At 42.0% G+C, this 23,900-nt stretch carries 17 protein-coding genes; 5 read left to right on the top strand and 12 right to left on the bottom strand.

The features are described 5' to 3' along the window. Nucleotides 1-10: 10 nt before the first annotated feature. Nucleotides 11-958, bottom strand: a complete 948-nt coding sequence (gene nusB / locus B4A24_RS11280) for a transcription antitermination factor NusB (protein ID WP_172394524.1) — start codon at nucleotides 956-958, stop codon at nucleotides 11-13. Between the two features lie 61 nt (nucleotides 959-1,019). Beyond that, nucleotides 1,020-2,099: a Glu/Leu/Phe/Val family dehydrogenase gene (locus tag B4A24_RS11275; protein ID WP_293944984.1), complete on the bottom strand. Its 1,080-nt coding sequence runs from the start codon at nucleotides 2,097-2,099 to the stop codon at nucleotides 1,020-1,022. A 181-nt stretch (nucleotides 2,100-2,280) separates the two neighbouring features. Here B4A24_RS11275 and B4A24_RS11270 point away from each other — a divergent pair, with 181 nt between their 5' ends. Together B4A24_RS11270 and B4A24_RS11265 are read left to right on the top strand one after the other, a co-directional pair. Further along, complete coding sequence (locus B4A24_RS11270) at nucleotides 2,281-4,062, top strand: ABC transporter ATP-binding protein (RefSeq protein ID WP_293944982.1); 1,782 nt, start codon at nucleotides 2,281-2,283, stop codon at nucleotides 4,060-4,062. 116 nt (nucleotides 4,063-4,178) lie between these two features. After that, nucleotides 4,179-4,523, top strand: coding sequence for a hypothetical protein (locus B4A24_RS11265; RefSeq protein WP_293944980.1), 345 nt, complete (start codon nucleotides 4,179-4,181; stop codon nucleotides 4,521-4,523). 206 nt (nucleotides 4,524-4,729) lie between these two features. On the opposite strand, the gene B4A24_RS11260 is transcribed toward B4A24_RS11265, so the two are convergent. The 6 genes from B4A24_RS11260 to B4A24_RS11235 all read right to left on the bottom strand — a co-directional run bounded on the left by B4A24_RS11260 (nucleotide 4,730) and on the right by B4A24_RS11235 (nucleotide 12,190). After that, on the bottom strand, nucleotides 4,730-5,965 hold the full coding sequence (locus tag B4A24_RS11260; RefSeq protein WP_293944979.1) for an MFS transporter: 1,236 nt from the start codon (nucleotides 5,963-5,965) through the stop codon (nucleotides 4,730-4,732). Between the two features lie 267 nt (nucleotides 5,966-6,232). Further along, entirely contained in the window at nucleotides 6,233-7,324 is a 1,092-nt protein-coding gene (locus B4A24_RS11255; RefSeq protein ID WP_293944977.1) for a dipeptidase, read from the bottom strand. Nucleotide 7,325: 1 nt separating this feature from the next. Next, the gene (locus B4A24_RS11250; protein WP_293944975.1) at nucleotides 7,326-8,432 is read right to left on the bottom strand and encodes a D-TA family PLP-dependent enzyme; all 1,107 of its coding nucleotides are present in this window, start codon (nucleotides 8,430-8,432) and stop codon (nucleotides 7,326-7,328) included. 10 nt (nucleotides 8,433-8,442) lie between these two features. After that, complete coding sequence (locus B4A24_RS11245) at nucleotides 8,443-8,910, bottom strand: RidA family protein (RefSeq protein ID WP_293944974.1); 468 nt, start codon at nucleotides 8,908-8,910, stop codon at nucleotides 8,443-8,445. A gap of 30 nt (nucleotides 8,911-8,940) precedes the next feature. Further along, nucleotides 8,941-10,269, bottom strand: coding sequence for a gluconate:H+ symporter (locus B4A24_RS11240; protein WP_293944972.1), 1,329 nt, complete (start codon nucleotides 10,267-10,269; stop codon nucleotides 8,941-8,943). Nucleotides 10,270-10,723: 454 nt separating this feature from the next. Beyond that, a complete protein-coding gene (locus B4A24_RS11235) occupies nucleotides 10,724-12,190 on the bottom strand; it encodes an aminoacyl-histidine dipeptidase (RefSeq protein ID WP_293944970.1) in 1,467 nt (488 codons plus the stop codon). A 113-nt stretch (nucleotides 12,191-12,303) separates the two neighbouring features. Here B4A24_RS11235 and B4A24_RS11230 point away from each other — a divergent pair, with 113 nt between their 5' ends. Beyond that, nucleotides 12,304-13,803, top strand: coding sequence for a glycoside hydrolase family 130 protein (locus B4A24_RS11230; protein WP_246250643.1), 1,500 nt, complete (start codon nucleotides 12,304-12,306; stop codon nucleotides 13,801-13,803). Here the strand turns inward: B4A24_RS11230 and B4A24_RS11225 are convergent. Beyond that, nucleotides 13,775-15,988 carry a glycosyltransferase family 4 protein gene (locus B4A24_RS11225; RefSeq protein ID WP_293944968.1) on the bottom strand — a complete coding sequence of 738 codons (2,214 nt, stop codon included), beginning with the start codon at nucleotides 15,986-15,988 and terminating at the stop codon, nucleotides 13,775-13,777. The genes B4A24_RS11230 and B4A24_RS11225 overlap by 29 nt on opposite strands. A gap of 218 nt (nucleotides 15,989-16,206) precedes the next feature. Here B4A24_RS11225 and B4A24_RS11220 point away from each other — a divergent pair, with 218 nt between their 5' ends. Both B4A24_RS11220 and B4A24_RS11215 read left to right on the top strand, forming a co-directional pair. After that, complete coding sequence (locus tag B4A24_RS11220) at nucleotides 16,207-16,803, top strand: sugar O-acetyltransferase (RefSeq protein WP_293944967.1); 597 nt, start codon at nucleotides 16,207-16,209, stop codon at nucleotides 16,801-16,803. Between the two features lie 185 nt (nucleotides 16,804-16,988). Next, nucleotides 16,989-18,464, top strand: a complete 1,476-nt coding sequence (locus B4A24_RS11215) for a DUF3943 domain-containing protein (protein ID WP_293944965.1) — start codon at nucleotides 16,989-16,991, stop codon at nucleotides 18,462-18,464. On the opposite strand, the gene B4A24_RS11210 is transcribed toward B4A24_RS11215, so the two are convergent. The 3 genes from B4A24_RS11210 to B4A24_RS11200 form a co-directional block, all read right to left on the bottom strand. After that, nucleotides 18,438-18,857 (bottom strand): GNAT family N-acetyltransferase, encoded by a 420-nt coding sequence (locus B4A24_RS11210; RefSeq protein ID WP_293944963.1) that lies wholly within the window; start codon nucleotides 18,855-18,857, stop codon nucleotides 18,438-18,440. The two genes, B4A24_RS11215 and B4A24_RS11210, sit on opposite strands and share 27 nt — an antisense overlap. Continuing rightward, nucleotides 18,857-20,362 (bottom strand): NAD(P)H-hydrate dehydratase, encoded by a 1,506-nt coding sequence (locus B4A24_RS11205; protein ID WP_293944961.1) that lies wholly within the window; start codon nucleotides 20,360-20,362, stop codon nucleotides 18,857-18,859. The genes B4A24_RS11210 and B4A24_RS11205 overlap by 1 nt, the downstream gene beginning before the upstream one ends. Nucleotides 20,363-20,463: 101 nt before the next feature. Continuing rightward, a complete protein-coding gene (locus tag B4A24_RS11200) occupies nucleotides 20,464-23,886 on the bottom strand; it encodes a glycosyltransferase (protein ID WP_293944959.1) in 3,423 nt (1,140 codons plus the stop codon). Between the last annotated feature and the right edge of the window lie 14 nt (nucleotides 23,887-23,900).

The raw sequence follows: 23,900 nt of genomic DNA, 5'->3' as shown, positions 1-23,900 counted from the left end.
TTATTGCTCTTTAATCCCTTAAACCACGACCTGCCTTTTGGATTCTTCCTTGTTGGTTCAGATCGCTTAATATTTTATCTAAGATACCATTAATAAATGTATTACTTTTTAATGTACTGAATACCTTAGAGATTTCAATATACTCATTTATTGTCACTTTCACAGGAATCGAGGGAAAATTAACCAATTCGCATATTGCCAATCGCATCAATAAAGTATCCATCAAAGCAATACGGTCTGATTCCCAGTTTTTTGTTTTATCAGAAATTAGCTTCTGATATTCATTTGTATTACGGATTGTTTTGCCCAACAACGCGATCACATAATCACTATCGTCATTCCAGTTTTGGGTTATTTCAGCAAGTTTATTTTTACGCGGATCTTCTGAACTGAAATTCTTAAAAGTCTTTGCGATCAATGCCTGCAATACTTCCTTGTCTACTGGCCAGTTGATAAATTTCTCCTCAAAAACCTGCTCAATAACAGGTGATTTCAGAATGATCTTTTTAAAGATATGTTTAATGATATCCTTTTCCGTACCAATCGAACGATCTTCTTGCTGTAAATATTCCAAATATGCTTCAGAATCCTTCAATTGCAAAAATACTGTACGCACGATTTCCGGATCAAAGCTCCATGAAATTTTATATTTTTTGACTCCCTCAGCATATTGCGGATTTTGTCTTAATGACTCAATAAAAGTATTTGTACTTAACTTGGTCGTTAAAGACAAGTCTTTTTCAGTCGGCAAAAATTTGTTGGCTCTGCCTTCTGCGTCTATCAATACATAATCGGATACCTCATCCAATAGATTCAGTGTCCAGATATACATCTCGTAGACCTCATCCACATTTTTTAATAGTGCTTTTTCAAATGTTTTGATGTCTTTGTCTTCTGTAAGACTGTACGCATAAAGCGTTTGCACTACTTTTACCCTCAGGTGTCTCCTGTTTAACATAGTAATTTTAAAGAACGATTTTTTTATAAACTAATAAATAAGAACGATTTTGGAAAGAAGACTATCTTTTGATTTTTTTAATATCTTGGATACGTTTCTCCGCTATGCGATTGGCCGCTTCAAAAGTAGAGATATTCTCTTCTTTTGATTTTTTCAATACGTCTCTAGTCGCATTATATATATTTTTGATCACAAATTCCGTGTGATCTACCCCATAATTCTGAATTTCTGAATAACAACTAATCAATGCCCCTGCATTGATCAAATAGTCTGGTGCATATAATATACCTCTTTCATGAAGGATGGTACTTGTCGTTACTTCATCTTTCAATTGGTTATTTGCCGAGCCTGCGATAATTTTACATTGCATTTTTTGCGCCGATTCGGGGTTTACCGCACCGCCCAATGCACAAGGTGAATAGACATCAAACTCATGATCGAATACTTCATTGTATGGGATCGGCTCAGCTTTGTATTTCGCAGCCACCTTAAGCATTTTCTCTTCTGTGATGTCGCTCACATATACACGTGCATTTTCCTCACGTAACATAGCGATCAATCGCTCTCCGACACTACCTACTCCGTGTACAATAACTTTTTTACCTGCTACACTCTCCGATCCATACAGCTCCTTCAAACAGGCTTTAATACCGAAATAGACACCTTGGGCTGCAAAAATTGATGTATCTCCAACCCCACTGCCGTGAATCGCTTTGGGCAAACCAGCAACATGTTCTGTCTCTGTATAAATATATTCTAAATCGCGTTGTGTAGTACCTACGTCCAACGAAGCAATAAAGTTACCATTCAATCCTTCAATAAACTGGCCCAAACGACGCAATAAAACCTCAGATTTGTCCAAACGGCTATTACCGATAATAACGGCACTTCCGCCACCCAAATTTAATCCAGTAATGGCAGATTTATAGGTAATGGCCTTGGATAAACGTAAAGCATCATCAATAGCTTCTTCTGTCGTTTCGTATGGTAACATACGAACCCCTCCTATTGCCGGCCCCAATGTGGTGTCGTGGATCGCAACAATAGCTTTTAAGCCCACTAATTCATCATTACAGAAAAATAAGTTTTGATGACCAGACTGGCTCATCAATTCAAAAATAGAATTTTGAGATGTTGACATAAAATGTACTACTCTAATTTGTTTTAATTTTTTAAGGTACTTGTTGCAAAAGTAGGAAAATTATTCGTTGTGCATAATATCTTTTTTTATCCAAGACTTAACATTTGATTTCCGAATGACAGTAATTTCATCGAAATATAAAGGCATTTTGCTGAATTAGTTCTATTTTTGTATCCATAATATGAAGGATCTCGCCTACTTAAATAAGTACTTTTATAAATACCGTTGGAAACTCGTTCCAGGGGTTATTTTTGTTATCGTTTCCAATTACTTTGGGGTACTCCCAGCTAAAGTCATTCGCGAAGCCTTTGACCTTGTACAGGAAAACATTTATCTCTACCGCCTTTTCGACGGGTTTGACAGACAAGAGCTGATTTACAAGGTATTTGGCACGAGCTTATTGTTCTTCGGTTTTGTCGTATTACTGCTTTCACTGTTGCGCGGAATTTTCCTATTCTTTATGCGCCAGACAATTATTCTGACTTCCCGCTATATCGAGTATGACCTTAAAAATGAAATTTACAACCATTATCAGGAATTGAATTTCGGTTTTTTTCGGAAAAACAATACGGGCGACCTGATGAGCCGTGCAACGGAGGATGTCAACCAGGTGCGAAATTATCTTGGACCTGCGATTATGTATGCCATTAATACGATAGTCCTGTCTATTATGGTTATTTATGCCATGTATAGTGTCAATGGAAGACTAGCGACCTACGCATTGGCTCCTATCCCGGTCTTATCAATTATCATCCTTTTTGTCAATAAAATTATCAATAAACGCAGCTTAAAAATACAAAAGCAGCTTGCAAACCTCTCTTCCTTTGTCCAGGAAACCTTTGCTGGTATCCGTGTCATCAAGACATATACCCGGGAGCAGAACAAAATGGAAGCATTTGAAAAGGAAAGTACCATTTACCGCAACACCGCATTGGATCTGGTGAAGGTACAAGCCGTCTTCTTTCCGCTTATTTTGTTGCTGATTGGTCTGAGTACCGTTATTACGATCTATATCGGTGGAATTGAAGTTGCCAAAGGAACAGTTACTGCCGGAAATATTGCCGAATTTATTATCTATGTCAATCAATTGACTTTTCCGGCCATGTCTTTAGCATGGGTGACTTCGCTGGTACAACGTGCAGCCGCATCACAAAAACGGATCAATGAGTTTTTAGAAACTCAATCGCCGATCATCAATGGTCAAATAGACAAAGAAATCGCCGGAGAGATCAAGGTGGAAAATATATCGTTCACTTACCCAGAAACAGGTATACAGGCCATTAAAAATATATCTTTCCAGGTGCCTATCGGCAAGACACTGGCAATTATTGGAAAAACTGGTTCGGGGAAATCTACCTTGGCCAATCTGCTGCTGCGTATGTATGATATCGACAGCGGTAATATCCAATACGATGGTGTTGCCTTAAAGGAGCTTAACTTCAAAAATCTTCGCCAACAAATTGGCTTCGTTCCACAGGATGTATTCTTATTTTCAGATACGATTGCCAATAACATCGGTTTCGGACTGGATCACTTCACGCAGCAGCAGATCGAGCAGGCCGCGAAAGACGCTGCTGTGTACGACAATATTATCGCTTTTGATGAAGGGTTTGAAACGGCTGTTGGCGAGCGTGGCATCACACTTTCGGGCGGTCAAAAACAACGTGTATCCATCGCCAGGGCATTAGTAAAAGAACCAAATGTATTGATCTTTGATGACTGTCTATCAGCTGTAGATACCAAAACAGAAGAAACAATCTTACGCTCGTTGAGCCGTATCATGAAAGGCAAAACCTGTATCTTTATTGCCCATCGGATTTCGACCATAAAAAACGCGGACCACATCCTTGTCATGGATCAAGGTGAAATTGTCGAACAGGGTACACACCTTGAATTAATGGAGAAAAGAGGCGAATATTTTGAACTCCATGAAAAACAATTGCTGGAAAGCGTGGAAGGATAATGACAATAAACAGGGTATAAAATTAAATATCCCTGAATTCAGCTAAAGAAAACAGGGATTATCTCTTCTAAATTTGCCTTATACATTTATATCACACATTTTATCGTATAAGTATCATGGAGAGAAACCAAGTGCAGGGCACATCATCAAACGACGGCAAGACTGTTGCTATCATTTCTTATTTAACATTAATTGGTCTAATTGCGGCCATCATTATGAACAATAAGGAAAAGACCGCGTTAGGTCAGTTCCACATCAGACAGAGTGTAGGTATTATGGTCACAGGATTAGCACTGGGCTTATTGCGCTTCATCCCCGGCATAGGTGGAATAATGATGAATATTGTTGGAATAATCTTGCTTATCGCTCTTATATTGGGTTTAATTGCGGCTTTCTCGGGCGAAAAAAAAGCACTTCCTTTTATTGGTGAAAAATATCAGCAATGGTTTAATATGATTTAATCCGTTACCTATAAAAAATAATGTTGCAAAAAAATAAAGAGGATGCTAATGGTAAAATTAAGAGCTTTTAGCGTCCTCTTTCGTGTTTGGGTGGACCCATTCTAATTATCTTCTTGGCAAGCACCTTAAGGCCGTATCCAAAAATAGGTTAAGCTAAGCAGATCCCCTCTACTTTCCATAAAGCTTTTACTTTTGCTATCTCGGGATTATACTAACAGCTGTTCCGGCTTTTCCTCTTTGAAAAAAATAGCGAACAGGAGCAGACAGAAAAATGAAATCCCTGCCGGTATAAACCATAGGTACTCCCAAAATTGGTCCGCATAGCCTGCCTTGAGATAATCTGACACCGCGCCAGCCACCCAAAATCCAATCAGCATTCCCACGCCATACATGGCAATCGTAATCAGGCCCTGGGCCGAGGCCTTATACTTTTCTCCTGCAATACGATCGGTATAAATCTGCCCGACGACAAACATAAAATCATAGCAAATTCCATGCAGGACAATACCTAAAATAAGCAGAAACGCTTTTTCCTGTCCATTTCCAAAAGCAAAGAACAGATACCGCAATGCCCATGCGGCAATGCCCAATAAAATCATTTTCTTATAGCCTAAACGTCTAAAGAAAAATGGAATCAACAGCAAACAGATTGCTTCTGAAAACTGTCCCAATGCCATTTTTGCGGTTGGGTTTGCCATACCGACATTGACCAAAAAAGGGTTGGCATTTTGATAATAGAACGAAATGGGTATACAGATCACAATCGCGGTAACAAAAAATATTAGGAAACTCTTTTGTTTTAACAGCCCCAGGGCATCTAAGCCAATGGCTTTTCCAAAATCAAATTTTTCGCCTTTCACCTGTATCTGTGGTGGAGTCTTTGGAAGAAACAAGCTAAACAACGCTAAAAGGACAGAACACACAGCACCCATAATAAAGGTATTGTGCAAAGCGCCCTGAGTAATTGCTTCAGGACTATCCCAGCGGAATAAATAGCTAATCACGAGCCCCGAACAAATCCACCCGACCGTCCCCCAAACACGTACCCCGGGAAAATATCTTTTGGCGTCCCCTATATGCCGGAAAGCAATACCATTGGAAAGGGACAGCGACGACATATAAGCCATGAAGTAAACAAAAACATAGGGGTAAAAATGACCGGCATCAGGTGCTTGAGACATCCCATAAAGCAATGCAGCGCCTATGAGATGTAAAACCGAGAGTACCCGCTCCGCATTAAAATAGCGGTCTGCCACAAAACCAACAAAGAAAGGTGCGAAAACCGCACCCAGGGACTGGGTAGAAAATATATTGGCAACTTCCATTCCGGAGGCATTCAGGGATTTTATTAGGTAGGTACCCAATGTAACAAACCAAGCTCCTTTAATAAAATACTCCAAAAACATCATCAGGGACAATTGGAGGCGTAAAGTAAGTGTCATAACGGTTTAGAATTGTTTCTGTTTACGAATATATCATTTATTTAGCACACCTATCTATCAGGGAAGCATACCTCCGTGTAACGATCTGCTTACCATATTCCCTTTGACCTGTACTCATGATGTCATCCTGAAGCTCCTGAGCGGAGGGCCACATGCATTCGAGGTAATCCTGTTGTCAGCGATCATTATGTCCACCAGATTAAACAAGAGGATAGCCACATGAGGCTAAACTTACGTATAATAATAACACGGTCCGCGGAGCTGTTATTACTCCGGCAAGGCATTCCGCATAAAATTCAACCAGTTTTGGTTGGCAATTTTTGCAAGATCAGCATTGCTGTAGCCACGTTGCTTCAATAGTCCGAAAACCTTTTGGATATCAGCGATGGTCTCCAGGTCATAAGGACATTGTTCACGACCAAAGGCGCCATCCAGATCACTCCCCACCCCCACATGATTTATATTTCCCGCCAATTGACAGATATGGTCAATGTTATCGGCCATAATTTCCATAGAACAATTGCTGGATTTGGGATCAGAAATACCCCGCACCCAGTTGGGCACCATCATCCAAGCATCCAGGGCAATGCCAATAACAGCACCCTTCTGCACTAAGGCTTTGATCATCTCGTCGCTAAACTGCCGATTGTGATCAACAAATTTGCGGCAGTTGTTGTGACTGGCCCAGATTGGTCCATGATATCGCCCTATCGCATCCCAAAACGCATCATCATTGAGGTGTGTAGCATCAAGGACCATACCCAACCGCTCCATTTCGTGCAGTAACTGGAGGCCTTGCGCGTTAAGCCTGCCGGAAGAATCGGTCCCGTTGGCATATCTCCCCGGGCCGTAATGTGCCGGACCAATTGCACGCAAACCGTAATTATAAGCCTTTTCCACATAGCTAATATCCACCAAAGAATCAGCTCCTTCCAAGCTCAGTAGATAACCAATCGGCTTAGGAGTCTGATCCGTTCCGTCAGACCACAACGCTATATGCTGATCCAAATCAGACTTTGTCTTGATCATTTTCAGGTGCCCATCTGCCTCCATGGCTTTATACCAAGCCAATTGCCCTTGTGTCTGCGCCCAAGCCTGCTCTGCTGAGTACCAGCCCGGCAATGTGCTATCGGGGCGCACAAAACGTGCAATCTGTGTTGCGACGACTATACCGATGTTCCCTTTGCGTAGTTCGTCAAAAGTAACCGTCGCTTTTGCGCGGTCGGGCTTATCGTTCATCCCCTGCTCCCGCCGATTTAGTTCCTGAATGGGCAGCCGGAGATCCCGATTCCATTCCATGGCGTTCATGCTCAAATCGAGGTGTGCATCAACCACAAAAGGCATTTCAAATTCGTACATATCAATAATTTATCTTTTTACTTCGAGCAAGTACCTTCCAAACCTGTTCAGCAGTGCCCTTCTCTACGACCTGTAACTCGTCATAACAAGCGACTGTAGGACAGATGTGCCGTGGCACACAATATAGCTCATCGCCAATCTTAAAATCGGCACTGTTCCGCACTTCCACGACAAGATGCTCCTCACTCTGCATTTTGATCTCTCCGATCCGCTGGTCAAAAAATTTGACCCGTGGCTGTGGAGACTCGCTTGCAACAGATTTGTAGCCAAGATCTAAGCACAAATACCTGTGATTTACGATGGAAACAACACGTGTGAGCAATACAGCGGCTACCAGAAATTCCTGTTCGGCATAATTTTCGGCGTAACCAAAATCCCAAAACACAAAGGTGCCCGGGCTACATTCCACATCATGTCGTCCTGCATGGAACGGAAAACTTGGCGATCCCCCGATCACCTTTGTTAAGGGCGTAGAAGTAGAACCTTGTGCCATCAGGTAGGCCATATCGAGCGCACTGTAAGCCTGCTGACTTTGTTGTTGGCGTATTGTGTAGTCTTTATCATGAATATGTCCATCATAGCCGTGCACACCCACCAAATGAATACCATCCAACAACTGAATAGCCAACACAAGACGTTCCATTTGCGCAATAGAAGCCCCCGTACGCCCCATACCAATGTTTACATCGATATATATTGCGATAGATTTGCCTCTTTCTAGCCCTCGTATTGACAGCTGATTTGCAGAATCAGCATTGTCTACCAGGCAGGCGTAGTGTGTATTGGGAAATGCATCGATCAAGCGCAACAAACGATCAATCTTTGGCCCCACCGGCTGATAGGCCAACAAAACATCCTTTGCTCCTACCGTACCAAGCAGTTCGGCCTCAGCAATGGTGGCACATTTGAATTTGTTAATCCCCTTTTCCAGCAACAGTTGGCAGACTTCTTTACATTTGTTAGTTTTGATATGGGGCCGTAAACGATTTACGTCCCCTTGCACAAACTTCAGTGCGCGATCAATATTCCGAACAATACGATCAGGATACACCAGCAGTGCCGGTGAATCTACCTGATCAACATTTTGTACCCGATACCAAGTTTCCATGCCCCACTGATTAATGCAATTCGAATAGTGCTTCGATCTCAACAGGAATATTATCCGGTAAAGAGCCGAAACCTACAGCGCTACGTGTACCGATTCCATTTTCCTCACCCCAGACCGCAGCAAACAACTCACTGCAACCATTGATCACGCCAGGATGATATAGAAAATCGGGTGTACAGTTGACCATCCCCAATACCTTAATGACCCGCTTAATTTTATTTAATGAGCCCAAATTGGTTTTGATCGTCGATAGCATCGTCAAACCTACCTGTCTGGCCGCAAGTTTTCCATCCTCAGGGCTGATATCACTACCAATCCTTCCTATAATGAGTGAAGCATCATCCTGTACCGGCCCATGGCCAGAAAGATAAAGATACTTGCCATCAATCACATATGGTTTATATACACCTTTAGGTGCCGGTGCTGGCGGTAATGTCAAACCTAATTTTTCAAATTGTTCGTCTGCGTTGTACATCATCAATGATTTTAAAGTTTAAAAATATAAGAGCTAATATAAAATTATTTGCAATAGCAAAACAGCTACAATCCCGACAATGGAAACGATCGCTTCCATGACCGACCAGGAAAATAACGTATTCTTAACACTCAGGCCAAAATATTCCTTGAATAGCCAAAAGCCAGCGTCGTTGACGTGGGAAAACATGAGACTTCCTGCCCCAATTGCCAGCACCATTAGATTGGGATCTACCTTACCTGCTGTTACGATAGGTAACAGAACACCTGCTGCCGTCAGCGCAGCAACTGTCGCGGACCCGACGCAGCCTCTAATGACCGCAGTAATTAACCAAGCTAACAATAAAGGCGAAATAGGAAGTTGCTGTAGGGTATTGGCAAGCAATAGGCTCACACCACTATCTTCCATTACTTGTTTGAACACACCCGATCCGGCAATAATCAGCAGGATCATCGCGATATCGCGGACTGCGGATTCATAGATTGACATCACATTCACCATGGAACGACCAAGTCTCAATCCCAACAAATAGGTCGCCACAACAATAGCAATGACCATCACAACTGTTGGGCTACCTATAAATTTCAACCAACGTTGTACTGTCCCACCCTCTGTAGGGTATAGATAGGGTATGAGTGTAAATAAGATAATCAACAGAACGGGAAGTAGTGCCACCACCATACTTATACCAACAGTAGGCCGTTTATAGTCTAGCTGCTCAGCAGTTTTCTCCAGCCGAAATATGGATTCCTGACTGGGGAGCATGTTTTTCAGCCGACGGCCAAAGATTGGTCCACCTAATATAATCGCTGGAATAGCAATCAAAAGACCATAAATCAGTGTCAGTCCCATGTCTGCATGAAATAATGCCACTAATGCAACAGGAGAAGGATGAGGCGGAATAAACCCGTGTGTTACCGACAATGCGGCCAACATAGGTAAACCGATATACACAGCAGGCAACTTATAACGATAGGAGATCGAAAAAATTAAGGGTACCAATAGGACAAAACCAATACCATAGAACAAAGGAATCCCCACCACAAAACCTGTCAACATCAAGCCCCATTGCAAGTATTTCTCACCCATTAGACGGACCATCTGTACAGCAATGATTTCCGCAGCGCCACTTTCAGCAACAATCTTCCCCAACATTGCGCCAAGCACAATAATCAGTGTCAGGCTGCCCATCACCCCCGCAATCCCTTTTTCAACAGTACCAACCAGTTGGTCGGGCGCAATCCCCAAACACAAACCACTGAGAATAGAAACCAATAAAAAGGAAAGAAACGCATTTATCTTAAAATAAGTAATGCATAGGATAAGCAAACAAATGCTGATTACAATGAGGATTATGGTCATTATATCATTATTAGGTCCGAGCCCTCAAAAGAGAGGCGTAATAAATTTGGTCTAGTAAATCATTTTTTCATTCTGAAAGTACAATTATTTTCCAATTTATGCAAGTAAAATTGAAATATAATACACATATCGCTGCTTCGCAAAGCAAAATTAGTGCAGCTATTGAACCTAACTTTCGCATCGAAGATTCAGCTCGTATGGAATCACTCCGTTTAAAAAAGAGGTATCCAAAGATTATACTTGAAAACTAATCTGAGTACAAGAAGGAGCAGCCGTTTTAAAGGCTACAAGGATAAAGGAACAACAAAGATTGGGCATATTTTAAGAAAAGGGTTGTCTAAATATGAGGTGTCTCCCCATTTGGTCGAAGACCTATGGAATTCACTTCATATTTAGACAACCCTTCGTTTATTACCCTGTGACTTAAGCTACTATGCAGCAAGGGATAACAAGCTTATTTGCGCGGAATTTCCTTTAAGATTTCGAGGACGAAATTCCAGTATTTCTGAACAGAAGATATAGAAGCACGTTCTGCTGGCGAGTGCGCCCCCAATATCGTTGGTCCAAAGGAAATCATGTCCATACCTGGATAGTTGGTCCCCAATATACCGCATTCCAGACCGGCATGACAGGCTACAACTTCCGGAGCTTCGCCATGTTGTTTCGTATAAATGGATTTAAGTACTTCTAAAATTTCAGAATTTGGATTGGGCGCCCATCCCGGATAATTACCAGAGAACTCCACTTCAAAACCACCTAATTCAAAGGCTGCCTGCAAAGAATACGCTAGGTCAAACTTGGACGTTTCGACCGAAGATCTGGTTAAACATTTAATCGCAATCTGCCCGTCCCCTACTTCAACTTTAGCGATATTGTTGGAAGTTTCAACCAGATCCTCAAAATCAGCACTCACACGGTAAACACCGTTCAAAGCCGCGTAAATAGAATGGATCAAATTCTCCTGCACTTGAACAGGAATAACTTCCGCATGGGCAACATCACTCGGTTCAACTACGATCTCCATAGCGGGTTCAGTGGTGGCAAACTCAAATTTGATGGCCTGAGCCAATTGTGTGAGTTCCTCGACGAAAACTGCCGATTTATCTTTATCAACGATTACGTTGGCAACACTTTCCCGCGGGATCGCATTGCGAAGGCTTCCTCCCAATAAGGAGGCGATACGTAATCCATAGCGTTCATTTGCCTTAAATAACAACCGGTTCATCAACTTATTGGCATTGGCATAGCCCTTATGAATATCCATGCCTGAATGTCCTCCATGCAAGCCTTTTACGGTAAGCTCAAACGATACGGTATCTGAAGGACAGGCCTCGGTGATATAAGATTGTGTTGCAGTAACATCAATACCCCCCGCACAACCGATGTCAATCTCTTGATCATTTTCAGTATCCAGATTCAATAAGATCTCGCCTGACAGAACGCTACCTTTTAATCCCAATGCTCCAGTCATTCCAGTTTCCTCATCGATGGTAAACAACGCTTCAATAGCCGGATGAACGATTTCTGCTGATTCCAAAATAGACATGATTGTCGCAACGCCCAGTCCATTATCTGCACCCAACGTAGTTCCTACAGCTTTTACCCAATCCCCATCGACATACATTTTAATGCCTTCGTTATCGAAATCAAAAACAGTATCATTATTCTTCTGGTGAACCATATCCAAGTGCGATTGCAATACGATGGTTTTGCGGTCTTCCATTCCCAAACTAGCGGGCTTCTTGATCAACACATTGCCAATTTCATCCACACTGGTCGCTAAACCCAATGATTCCCCAAAATCTACCATAAATGCAATGACACGTTCCTCTTTTTTTGAAGCCCTAGGAACAGCATTCAATGCAGCGAAATTTCTCCAAATTGCTTTTGGTTCTAATTTATCTAAACTATTTTCAGTCATATCTAAAAATTTGTACCCGTCAAAGTTAATCCATTTTTATAATATATCCTGCCATTATCCGAAGCTTGTAAAAACAAAATCCCGTCGCTGATCGTTCTTATAGGAGTGTATACATGAAAAACATAGCAATGCATAAACCTGTAAAAGTAGAGCGAAAAGACATTTATTTTAAACCGGACAAGAAAAGGGTGTTGGCAAGATTCTTCTTTCTTGGAGACGACCGAACAATCAAAGTACTCAAGCGTATCCTGGCGCTGAGTGAATCCGAACGCAAAGAGGTTTTTGGTCAGGTTCTCCGTAGCTACACAAAAAGACATCGCAGTATTGTGAATATTTTTGAACGTAATTTTGAACGTGTGAGCCATTTATTGGAGAAAGTCCCTTTTCCAAAAGACAGGCTCAGTCAATTAGACAAGCTATTGATTGGCTCTTATTTTACCATGGAATATTCCATTGAGTCGGCAGCACTCTTCAATCCCTCCATTGTCGAACATCCGGATCAGACTGAGCTTTTTAAGGGCGAGAAACGTGTGATACTCAGCTTCAGAGCCACTGGTGAAGGTCATGTTTCCTCGATTGTATTTCGGGCCGGAACACTTGACGTAAACAATAATATTCATATAGATTATATCGGCAATTTGTTGGATAAGCCTATTCAGGTCAAAAATCATCGTTATCATAAGGAATCATTTTTAAAAAAGATGAATGAGCTACATGCTGAGCCTACCGAAGTCAAAATGAAGCTTGAGCAAAAATTAACCGCAACCTTTACTTATGAAGAACTCAAGCGTTATATTGACGAAGTCAGACAGGACAGCGAAGAAAATTTGGAGAACATCACCTTTTTGCAACAAGCACTGTGGTTAGCCTCGTCCCATTATGAAATGACATTTTCCCTGGATACCTCCATTTCCGAACGCGTGATCTTCCCAATAGCGGATACAGAAAAAAGAGGTATCGAAGATGCCCGCTTTGTCCAATTTAAGGATGAAAAAGGAGAAACTATCTATTATGCGACCTATACAGCTTATGATGGTTTTAGTATACTACCCAAGCTCTTGACTACAAAAGACTTTTACCATTTTAAAGTAAAACCGATCTACGGAGAGATCGCCAACAAGGGCGCTGCACTCTTCCCCCGAAAGATCAACGGAAGGTATGCGATGCTTTGCCGCATTGACGGTGAAAATAATTATATTGCTTATTCCAATAACATCAATATATGGCAAGAAACGGCCATACGGATCCAACAGCCTGAATACGCCTATGAATATGTGCAGATAGGCAATTGTGGTTCGCCAATAGAGACAAAATATGGCTGGTTGATTTTGACACATGCTGTCGGCCCGATGCGCGAGTATGTCCTTGGTGCAGCACTGCTGGATCTGGATAATCCCCATGTGGAGATAGGACGCTTACACAGCCCCCTGATGACCCCCAACGACGAGGAACGTGAGGGCTATGTACCCAATGTCATTTACTCATGTGGTGCCTTAGTCCATAACGACACGCTCATTTTGCCGTATGCCATGTCAGATTATGCGTCGACCTATGCCACCATTAATCTAGAAGAACTATTGCTTGCTATTTTGAACCCTGAGCGTTATCAATAAAAGCGCGGTAAACCACGATATAAGCGAGATAAAAACAAAGGGTACTTTCGGCGCCCTGGTTTCTATTGATCCCATAAGATTCCAGGCCGTCGCAACAGCCTTTTGTTTCCTCGTCATATAACCCCAACTTTAAGTCGTTTTCGCCCAAAAACCAACGAAAGGATGCAATCATACGGGCGAAATAAACCTTTTTATTTGTCAGGCGAAAAGCTTCACGATACATAAACACCATTGCTGTGACGTCGAGCGGCTGCTGACCAAATTTACTGACCTGCTTTCCCTTTTTAGCCCATTCCTGGTTTCCGACCAGCGAGAGTGCACCATTTTGAATCGTCATACTTTCCAAGAATGTCATGGTCAATAATCCCAGTTGCTTTACGGACTCGTCATTGAGAAAGGGATAGGCGGTGAGCAAAGCATAAGGCAAAATTGCGTTGTCATAGGCTAACACCGGCTCAAACCATTGCCAATCGTCACCCGCACTTGCTTCATATTCTTTCATTAACTTACCAATTAGCTGGCGCATCAACTCAACCATAACTTCATCATTGGATTGATGATGCAAATATTCGGCAATACCAAGTATTGTATAAGCGATGGCCCGATTGGACCGCAATTGGCTAAAATGTGGTACAGATCGAAAAAACAACTCGTGTCCCATCTGGTAATAACTCGTCAATTTTGTTTCCCTAAGGAGTACACCCAACGCCCACATTGTCCTACCAAATGAATCCTCTGATCCAACTTCATCGAGAAAATGATGTTGGAAACTCATAAAGTTGTGAAACAATCCATCCTCACGCTGATGATAATAGATGTAACTCAGGTAGGTAGAAATCCGACGATCAAGCTTTTTGTCTGCAAAATCACGCTCCGCCAACAACGTTACCAGCAACGCACGTGCATTGTCGTCCAAACAATACCCCTCCTTGTAGTTAGGTAATGAGTACGTCGCATGCTGCAAAATACCGACCTGATTGGTCAAGCGGTCAATATGTTTCCAGCTGAATTTGGGCATTTCATCCTTTGAAAAAGTCACGCTTTCTTTAAAACCGTCAAGTGAAGGAATTACTTTGTCCAAAAGCCGGGTATAGCGAAGCCCAATATTTTTCCAGGTTATTTCTTTACCAAAGGCCCGGGCATTGTCACGCAAGGTGGTACGGTATTCTTGATTCCTAAACAACGCCGCCAAGGTTGCTGCCATTACAGTCGGATTTTTGAATTCGACCAAAACTCCCCGACCTTCAGCCAATAGCTCCTTTGCATGCCAGTAAGGGGTGGATACGACAGCTGCGCCCGCTCCAATTGCGTATGATAAAGTGCCACTTGTGATTTGTGCTTCGTTAACGTATGGTGTCACATATACATCACAGGCTGATAAATAGGTAACAAGATCGGACTGACTTACAAAAGAGTTGACAAATTGTACATGCTCATCTAAATGATAGGAATCAACTAAACTCTTCAGATACTCACGGTATTCCTCTCCAGAATGCGCGAGCACATTAGGATGTGTCTTGCCAACAATCAAATAAACAAGATCAGGTTCGCCCTTGACAACTTCGGCAAGCGACTCGATCACTGTTTCTATTCCTTTATTTCTGCCTATAAAACCGAAAGTAAGTAAAACCTTTTTACCTGAAAGCCCTTTTTGTGCTTTGGCTTCTTCCTGAGTAAGGTGAAATTCAGGTACACCATGATGGATGAGCCTAACTTTCGTGGTGTTTACCCGATAAACAGATTTTAGCAGGGTAATCGCATAATTACTCATCACGACTACAATAGAGGCACGTTTGACTATTTCAATTAAGATCGCTTTTTCATCGACATTTGGCTTTTCTAAAATGGTATGGAAGTTTACCAATAAAGGAATATGAAGCGCATTAATGAGTGAAAGGATGTACATACCGCTATTTCCTCCGAAAATACCATATTCATGCTCCAAAATAACGCAATCATAACCGTTGTTATTAATATAGTTGGCGGCTTCGATGTAAGAAAGCTGATGGTGCTGATCAATGGTGAAAACGACTTCATGGGGATAATTGTAAGGTCGGTCTGCAACTGCAATGACATGTTGCGTTAGATCCTGATTATGTAGTGCCACTGCGTGTAACAGATCCGAAGTGAACGTAGCGATACCACATTCTTTGGGCAGGTAGGTACTGATATAAGCGATTTTCATTATATAAAATTATTTTGAATAAAAGCCATTCGTGATAGCAAAAGAATTCTGTATGTCCATTATCTAAATGCTTCTCATCAGCAAATTGTTTGTAAATACTGAATTAATTATCTTAAATCAATAGCTTCCGCCAATATATGGTGACCCTTATTTTATCTATCTATGCGGAGCCTAAAAAACTTCCTGTATATTTGCTCCAGATCAAAAACAGTGACTGAATGAAATCACCTAAGGAGAAAATGATTGCCGGCATCCCATATATTGATTCCGATGGACAACTATTTAAGGAAAGACAATATGCGAAGGAGGAGCTCAAGCGTTTCAATGATTCCGAACCAAAACAGATTAAATTCAGAAAACAGATCATTCAAAAACTATTTAAATCAACCGGTACGCGATTCTTTCTGGAACCCCCATTCCGCTGCGATTATGGTTATAACATTTCAATAGGTGAAAACTTTTACTGCAATTATAACTGCACCATATTAGATGGAGCGCCGGTTACAATAGGTGAAAATGTATTATTCGGGCCTAACGTAAGTCTTTTTACCGCAGGTCATCCGATTTATTTTGAAACAAGAAATCAGGGCTGGGAATTTTCAGCACCTATTGTAATTGAAGATAATGTATGGATAGGAGGTCAGGTCGTAATTAACCCCGGTGTCCACATCGGCAGAAATTCGGTCATTGGATCTGGCTCGGTCGTCACCAAAGATGTCCCAGCGGATGTAGTTGCCGCAGGAAATCCATGTCGTATCATCCGTTCGATCACTGCGGAAGATCACCTGGACTACACGCTGATCCCGACGGTATAAATAAGCCTTCCCCGTATCAAAATAACGTCATAATACGAATAAAGATCCAAAACATGCTTAAGCTATTATTTTAAAAAGAAGTAGTTTTGTCCAATTGGATCAGCATGAGATTGTATATGACAGGACGTTTATTTTTTATAATTTCACTCTTTTTTTGTTTGGTCTGCTGTTTACCCAAGCACACAATGGCGCAAAGTGAATTGGTTATATTTCAGGACAGCAGCATTAAGCTAGCCCCACGATCTGCTCAGCGGATTTTGGGTTCTGAAAAGTTAACTGCAATGCATTCTTTTCAGCGAGACAGCAGCCTAGTTTATACGAATCTTAAAAAAAATTCCTCAAAAAATTTTCAGCTAGGTATCCAAACAGACACCGTATTCCACAACCCGAAAAGATTATGGACACGGGCAGGCATTGAGTGGTTCTCCTTCCAGGCTTTACCCGCCTCATTCAATTACTTCGTACGAAAGGATCCCTACTCGCACATCAGCTTAAATAATTGGATCAAGCATCTCAACCCGAAGGCCTGGGCTTGGGATGACAATGCCTTTGCGACGAATCAGATCGCCCACCCCTACCATGGACAGCTTTATTTTAATGCATTTCGTTCCAATAACTTCACATTTTGGGAGTCTTCTGTCGCTACGGTAGCAGGGAGTTTTCTTTGGGAAACAGCAGGTGAAACGCAGGCACCATCAATAAATGACCTTGTTAACACCTCTTTTGGTGGTATTATATTGGGTGAAATGACGCATCGTTTATCGCAAAACGTTCTATCCAGACCGACCCACTCAGTGGCCGAACGGCAAAGTAAAGAATTTCTGGCATTTTTGATCAATCCTATCAATGGCCTAAACCGCTTATTAGATGGGCGCTGGGGAAGGGTTGTTAAAGGACAAGTAATTGACAGTTCGCATGTACAGGCGGAATTTGATTTAGGTGTCAAGCGCTTCGATGCTAAAGAGGGAAATATTATAGAAAAGGGAAAAAATGACATATATGCCCGGTTAAAACTTCTTTATACAAATGGTGAAGTAGACCAAAAAAAACCTTTTGACGATTTTTATGTTAATCTTGAAGTTGGCTCAGATGACAGTTCTTTTGTCAATTCACTTAACGTCTACGCGTCATTATATGGTAAACGTATTTTCAAGAAATTACCCGGAAGGCATCTGGGGATTGTCTCCGCCAACTATGATTTCATCCATAACGAGGCTTTTTTCTATGGAGGACAAAGTGTGAATTATAATGTCATTTCCAATTTTACCTTTGGGAAGCACAACAAGCTAACAACAACAATCGGTGGCGGCCCCGTGGTATTGGCGGCTGTGCCGGATCCCTACCTCCGCTTTGGTGACAGCCGGAATTACAACTACGGTCCAGGCGCTGACCTGCGCGGATCTATAGATATCAGCGTTTGGAAGAGATTAAAATTGGGATTGAACTATCATGGCGGATACTTTGTTACCCTCAGCGGAAATGATTCGCATTATTTTCTGCACACAGCTGCCGGCAACGCCAGTTTGAGACTACTCAAAAATTTCTCGTTAAATGCCAGTTCGGGCTACTTTCGACTCGAAGGAAATTTTAAAGACTATCCCGATATTGATAAGGATTACCCCTTTGTGCGGTTATCACTGGGATATAATGTCCTCTTCTAAATTATAGGTAAATCTTCCTATTCTATCAAATTCTTCGACCAGAACAAATCCATTATGAGTCCAGAAATAGTGGTCTTGTAAGCTTGTTCGAATAAAAAGGCAATGGCCGTCGAAGGTTTTGACAAATTGCCGCGCATGACGGAGTAGTGCGCAGCCTATCCCTTGCATTCTAAAATCGGGATGGACAGCAAAATATAGAATCTCGTAATCATCGTCTGAACGCCGCAACGTCAATATACCAACAACATCGTTTTCATGATAAGCCGCAAAATGAGATGCTTCAAAATCCTCGTCCAGCATAACCTCTGCCAACTGTCCTTTCGAACTAAAAACTTCCTTTCGAAGTTTCCAAGTACGAGCCGCAAATACTTGCTCAATATACCATTTCGTCATCAGGATACCTCCAGCTCTAAAAATGCCGCAGGAAGATAATCCACAATATCAGAGGGCAATAAAGAATAAACGCCGATCGCCTGCACGGCAATATCCGCAGCCCGACCATGCAAATAGACTCCCATCAGCAAGGCTTCTTGCGAAGGATAGCCCTGCCCTAGCAAAGCTGTCAATATTCCCGTCAAAATATCCCCGCTGCCCCCCGTAGCCATTCCTACATTGCCCGTACTGTTGAAATAGATTGCTCCATCGGGTGTAACCATAGCGCTGTTGGCACCTTTTATCAAAACGTACAAGTTGTATTCCGACGCAAAGGCTTTCACCTTCTCCATCTTTTCAAAATCGTTCTGCCAAGTTCCCAATAGCCTGCTTAGCTCTTTGGAATGCGGGGTTAATATACTCCCTTTTGGGACAAATTGCCATAATTTGGGTTCCTGCGCCAATATATTCAGCGCATCAGCATCTAATACCAAAGGAGTATCAATCCCGCGCAAGATAAATACCTTGAAAGCATCAATTGTAACTTGCGCTGTCCCCATACCGATCCCGATACCGATAGACTGAAAGCTGCGATTATCTGGAAATCGGCTAATCAAATCTTCCTCGGGATCGCTCAGTACCATCGCTTCTGGCACAGCTGTCTGAATACTTGTATAACCGCAGGCGGGAATATAAGTGGTAGCCAAACCGCAGCCTGCACGTAAAGCTGCCTTTAGTGCCAATTGCACAGCCCCCATCTTTCCCCGGCTCCCACCAATAATCAGACTATGCCCAAAGGTTCCTTTATGGTCAAATTTTTTTCGTTTACGATAGAAGGTCTTTAAAAAAGTGAAATCAACGTAGTGAAAGGCTGCATCAACCTGATCTATGGAGGATTTGCTCAGTCCAATATCCAAAACCTTGAATGCTTTAGCCCACCCGCTATTCTCGGGCATTAATAATCCTAATTTAGGAGACTGGAATGTATACAGCATATCCGCTTCGATCACTGGCGCATCCGGTGCTGTGGTCGCATCAGTTAATAAACCTGACGGCATATCAACGGCATAAATAGGCCCTGCACAATGGTTAATGCTTGTAATAAGGTTGCGCCAATTATCATCCAATGGGTGCTTCAGCCCATAGCCAAATAAGCAGTCCAGCACAATTACCCCGGCAGGGATATGAATCGTGCTTGCAGGCGTGATTTTCTGAATAACATGGGTAGGCAAGCGGTTTTGGTTAGCTAAATTAGCGACTGAATAATCCATTGCATCGATCAAGTATACACTGACTTGAGCCTGTTGTTGATCCAAAAGCCTGGCCAGCACCAGTCCATCACCACCGTTATTACCTTTACCGCAAAAAATATAAAAAGTATGTTGCGCCAACTGAGGGTATAGCTGCTTTATTTCCCTAAAAACAGTAGTTGCTGCCCGTTCCATCAGCTCGAGGCTGCTGATCCCCTGGTCTTTCATGGTCTGTTGATCTACCCAACCCATTTGGGCGGCCGAAAGTATCTTCATGTTTGCTTTATTTCCATTGAGGCATCTGTTTTCGAATTATTCTGCAAACAGATGCCTTTTCTAATTTACTTAGAAAATAGCGTACAAGCAAGGTCGGGACACTATTCGCTCACAGTCAGTTCCTTCACTCCACCAGTACGTTTCAATGTGCCCCAGGTATTTAATTCACCTTTAATGGCTTTTCTAACCGACTTCAACAGCACAAAATACATCAATTGACGCCAGAAAAAACGTTGTGGAAACAGGTAAATCAAATTTTTAATTTTCTCACCTTCCATCCGAAAAGCGATGCCAGCAAAGAAAATATCCACAAATACAAAGAGAAAGTAATAAAACATGACCTGACCAAAACCGTTGTGCAGAGAGAATAATCCCGCGATACCGGTCCAGCTGATACCATTCACTTCACTCAAAGAAAACAGACCACCAACAAGGGAAAATAACATAAATAAATCTGCCAGCGGTGCGAACAAAGGCAGGATGATCTGAAAAACCAAAATATTAGGCATACCTACCATTCCGAAATAGCCGTATTTGGGATTTAGTAATGTGTTCTTATTTTTCCAGAAGCTTTGCAGTACACCGAAACTCCAGCGAAAGCGTTGTTTGAAAAGCATTTTTACGGAATCTGGTGCTTCAGTAAACGCAATAGCCTCTGCAGAGTTGCGTACCGTGTAACCTGCTTTCAGTATACGCATGGTCAAATCACAGTCTTCTGCCAATGTATCTGTTGTAAAGCCACCAACTTCTACAATAACGGAGCGCCGGAAAGCACCAATTGCACCAGGAACGACAGCAATCATATTGAGCAGGTCAAAAGCTCGTCGATCCATATTTTGGGAAGTGATGTATTCAATAGATTGCCACTGCGTCAGCATATTGTGCACATTTCCCACTTTCACGCTGCCAGCAACGGCGGCAATCTGATCACTATTAAAATACTTCATCAGCATCCGCAGTGCGTCGGTCTTTAGCTGTGTATCTGCATCTATACAGAGTACAAATGCGGCTTTAGATTGTTGAATACCATAGTTCAATGCCGATGCTTTTCCGCCATTAGATTTCGTAAACAACCTTACTTTTGGATGATCACCGTATACCTTGCTCACAATTTCGAAGGTTTTATCATTTGATCCATCATCAACAAAAATTAACTCATAAACCGGATAATCGAGATGAAGCAGGCTTTTGATCGTCGCCAAAACGGTTACTTCTTCGTTATAAGCAGGTATAATAATACTGACCTTGTCCTGTGGGTCAGCAATTAATTTGGATTGCTCCTTCTTATTTTTCTTTTTTTGCCGTATTGCCAAATAGGCAATCATCACTGTCCGAAGGATTGCCAATACAATGGCTATTGAAAAAATCAAGTTAAGGAAGATATTACCGTAGAACAACGTTCCAAGAAACAGGCGATTGAATGAGCCACTGAAACCCGAATCCGAAGCATTTTGCACAGGTGGCATCAGCTCGTCCCGCTTCTTGCCCATTAAGTCCCCTATTGTCGCAAATTTATACCCATTTTCCTTAAAATAATGGATAATATGGGGCAATGCCGCTATGGTCGCTTCTCTGTTGCCTCCAGCATCATGTAGCAAGATAATATTACCATTATTCCGTTGTTTTATAACCTCCGTATAAATTTCATCCGCAGTACGTCCTGGGACCCAGTCATTCGGATCAATGTATTCACCGACATTAATGTAGTTTTCCTTTCGGCTCTGGGCGACGGGAAGAATCTCGGCTACAGTTTGCGGTTCAGCATCTGCATTAAACGGTGCTCGGAAAAGAATTGTACTATGCCCAGTGATACATTCTATGATCTTTCTCGTTGCATTTAGCTCAAATTTCACCCTGTTGGGACCAATCGTCGACATATCTGGATGGAAAAAAGTATGGTTACCAAGTTCATGCCCTTGCTGGTATTCTTTTCGGACCAGATCCATATTCTTTTCGGCCATCACCCCAACGAGAAAAAACGCGGCCGGGACATGCTCTCTTTTTAAAATATCCAACACCTCGGGTGTATATGTTGGATCTGGACCATCATCAAAAGTCAGCACAACAGTTTTATCCCTTTCACCGAAGCGCTTGATGACATAATTGCTCGGAATTTGGACATACCGCTGATTTTGAATTAAGCCGGTAATGGAATCATATACAAATTTGACCAAGCCGGGTTCAGGACTATTAACCAAATCAAGAATCTCGCCATCACCAATATATTGTATCCCACCGACATTAATTTTACTGATCTTCTTAAAATTAAAAGGCTCTTTTGCCAAATCATCGTGATCCAATGACTTGGAGATAAAAGACCATAAACGGGCATCCTCACTTCCCAATCGCCAGAGCGCTATACCCGCCAACCCCCAATCGTCAGCTTTACGAATCAGGTTGAAGTAGGTCGCTGCATCGGTGAAATAGACATCGTGCCGCATACCTGTTCCATCTTGATAACTAAAATTGAGGTTAGCAGACGCTGGGTCAAAGTGAATATTTGCGTTGTAATTATGAGCCAGAATAACAGCATTATCATAGGTCAGGGTCTGGCCTACTTCCCCAACAGGCCAGTCATACCCATAACAGGCCAATGCCAAAATCACCTTGTCAGCATCCACTTTACTGCATAATATATCCAGATTCTCTTCTACCCAAGCCTGATGGGAAATTACGCCGGCATTACTTTCAACCGAATGCTGATCATAGGCCATCAAAATGATATAATCATTATATTTTTGTAACGAAGTGGGATCATAATCATCATTTTCCGCCGAGATATCTTGTGAAACAAGTAAGCCTTCGCTATGGAAAACATGATAAATTCGCGCCATAAAATCATTTAAGAGTTTACGGTCATCCAATTGAAGGTTTTCAAAGTCAATATTGATTCCTGAAAAACCTTCACGTTTTATTTTGATCAGGATATCGTCTATAAAACGTTGCTGCCTTACCGGATCTGCTAATATTGTCCGCACCGTCTGCCCATCAAAATCATTGCCACTGAAATTGGAAATCTGGGCAATAGCTTTGCGTTTATATTGATGAATGACATTCAAGGCAGCGGTATCTGCTTTATCCACAATTGTATCTTGGCCGGGCACTGTAAAAAAAGATTCCATTGCAACCATATCCAAGTGGCCAATGTTACGCCTTAAGTCGGACAGGGATTGCTGACGAACCTCATTGGACCAAGAACTGACATAAAACCCCATGTTAATCCTATTTTTATTGCCCAAGTGCTTTAGGTGTTTAAGCTCTCGATCCCGTTTGATCTTTTGAAGTTCTGACTTGACAACAGCAAATTCTTTGAACTGTCTGGATTTTTTAAGCTTAGCAGTAGACCTTGCTGTCAATGGCGCATTTGTATTGATGGTTGGAAATGGAGGTACCTGAATCTTGCCCAGGGTATAGATAACGCATACAATGGCTATGATTATTGAAATGATCATAGCCCTGCTCATCCATGAGAAAGCGTACCAACGCTTTTTGCTAGAAGTCTGAAAAATCTGTTTTTCTGACATAAATTATTGCAATT

Source organism: Sphingobacterium sp. UBA7249 (assembly GCF_002472835.1).
In the GTDB taxonomy this organism is placed as follows: Bacteria; Bacteroidota; Bacteroidia; order Sphingobacteriales; family Sphingobacteriaceae; genus Sphingobacterium; species Sphingobacterium prati.
The sequence above is the reverse complement of the archived record's forward strand: the minus strand, read 5'-3'. Positions and strand labels throughout refer to the sequence as shown.

Bases quoted from the DNA above. Each gene is read 5' to 3' on its own strand.
- B4A24_RS11215 (WP_293944965.1), top strand. From the start codon at position 16,989: ATGGCGCAAAGTGAATTGGTTATATTTCAGGACAGCAGCATTAAGCTA.
- B4A24_RS11250 (WP_293944975.1), bottom strand. From the start codon at position 8,432: ATGGAAACTTGGTATCGGGTACAAAATGTTGATCAGGTAGATTCACCG.
- nusB (WP_172394524.1), bottom strand. From the start codon at position 958: ATGTTAAACAGGAGACACCTGAGGGTAAAAGTAGTGCAAACGCTTTAT.
- B4A24_RS11240 (WP_293944972.1), bottom strand. From the start codon at position 10,269: ATGACCATAATCCTCATTGTAATCAGCATTTGTTTGCTTATCCTATGC.
- B4A24_RS11265 (WP_293944980.1), top strand. From the start codon at position 4,179: ATGGAGAGAAACCAAGTGCAGGGCACATCATCAAACGACGGCAAGACT.
- B4A24_RS11220 (WP_293944967.1), top strand. From the start codon at position 16,207: ATGAAATCACCTAAGGAGAAAATGATTGCCGGCATCCCATATATTGAT.
- B4A24_RS11210 (WP_293944963.1), bottom strand. From the start codon at position 18,857: ATGACGAAATGGTATATTGAGCAAGTATTTGCGGCTCGTACTTGGAAA.
- B4A24_RS11270 (WP_293944982.1), top strand. From the start codon at position 2,281: ATGAAGGATCTCGCCTACTTAAATAAGTACTTTTATAAATACCGTTGG.
- B4A24_RS11200 (WP_293944959.1), bottom strand. From the start codon at position 23,886: ATGTCAGAAAAACAGATTTTTCAGACTTCTAGCAAAAAGCGTTGGTAC.
- B4A24_RS11255 (WP_293944977.1), bottom strand. From the start codon at position 7,324: ATGTACGAATTTGAAATGCCTTTTGTGGTTGATGCACACCTCGATTTG.
- B4A24_RS11225 (WP_293944968.1), bottom strand. From the start codon at position 15,988: ATGAAAATCGCTTATATCAGTACCTACCTGCCCAAAGAATGTGGTATC.
- B4A24_RS11245 (WP_293944974.1), bottom strand. From the start codon at position 8,910: ATGATGTACAACGCAGACGAACAATTTGAAAAATTAGGTTTGACATTA.
- B4A24_RS11205 (WP_293944961.1), bottom strand. From the start codon at position 20,362: ATGAAGATACTTTCGGCCGCCCAAATGGGTTGGGTAGATCAACAGACC.
- B4A24_RS11230 (WP_246250643.1), top strand. From the start codon at position 12,304: ATGAAAAACATAGCAATGCATAAACCTGTAAAAGTAGAGCGAAAAGAC.
- B4A24_RS11235 (WP_293944970.1), bottom strand. From the start codon at position 12,190: ATGACTGAAAATAGTTTAGATAAATTAGAACCAAAAGCAATTTGGAGA.
- B4A24_RS11260 (WP_293944979.1), bottom strand. From the start codon at position 5,965: ATGACACTTACTTTACGCCTCCAATTGTCCCTGATGATGTTTTTGGAG.
- B4A24_RS11275 (WP_293944984.1), bottom strand. From the start codon at position 2,099: ATGTCAACATCTCAAAATTCTATTTTTGAATTGATGAGCCAGTCTGGT.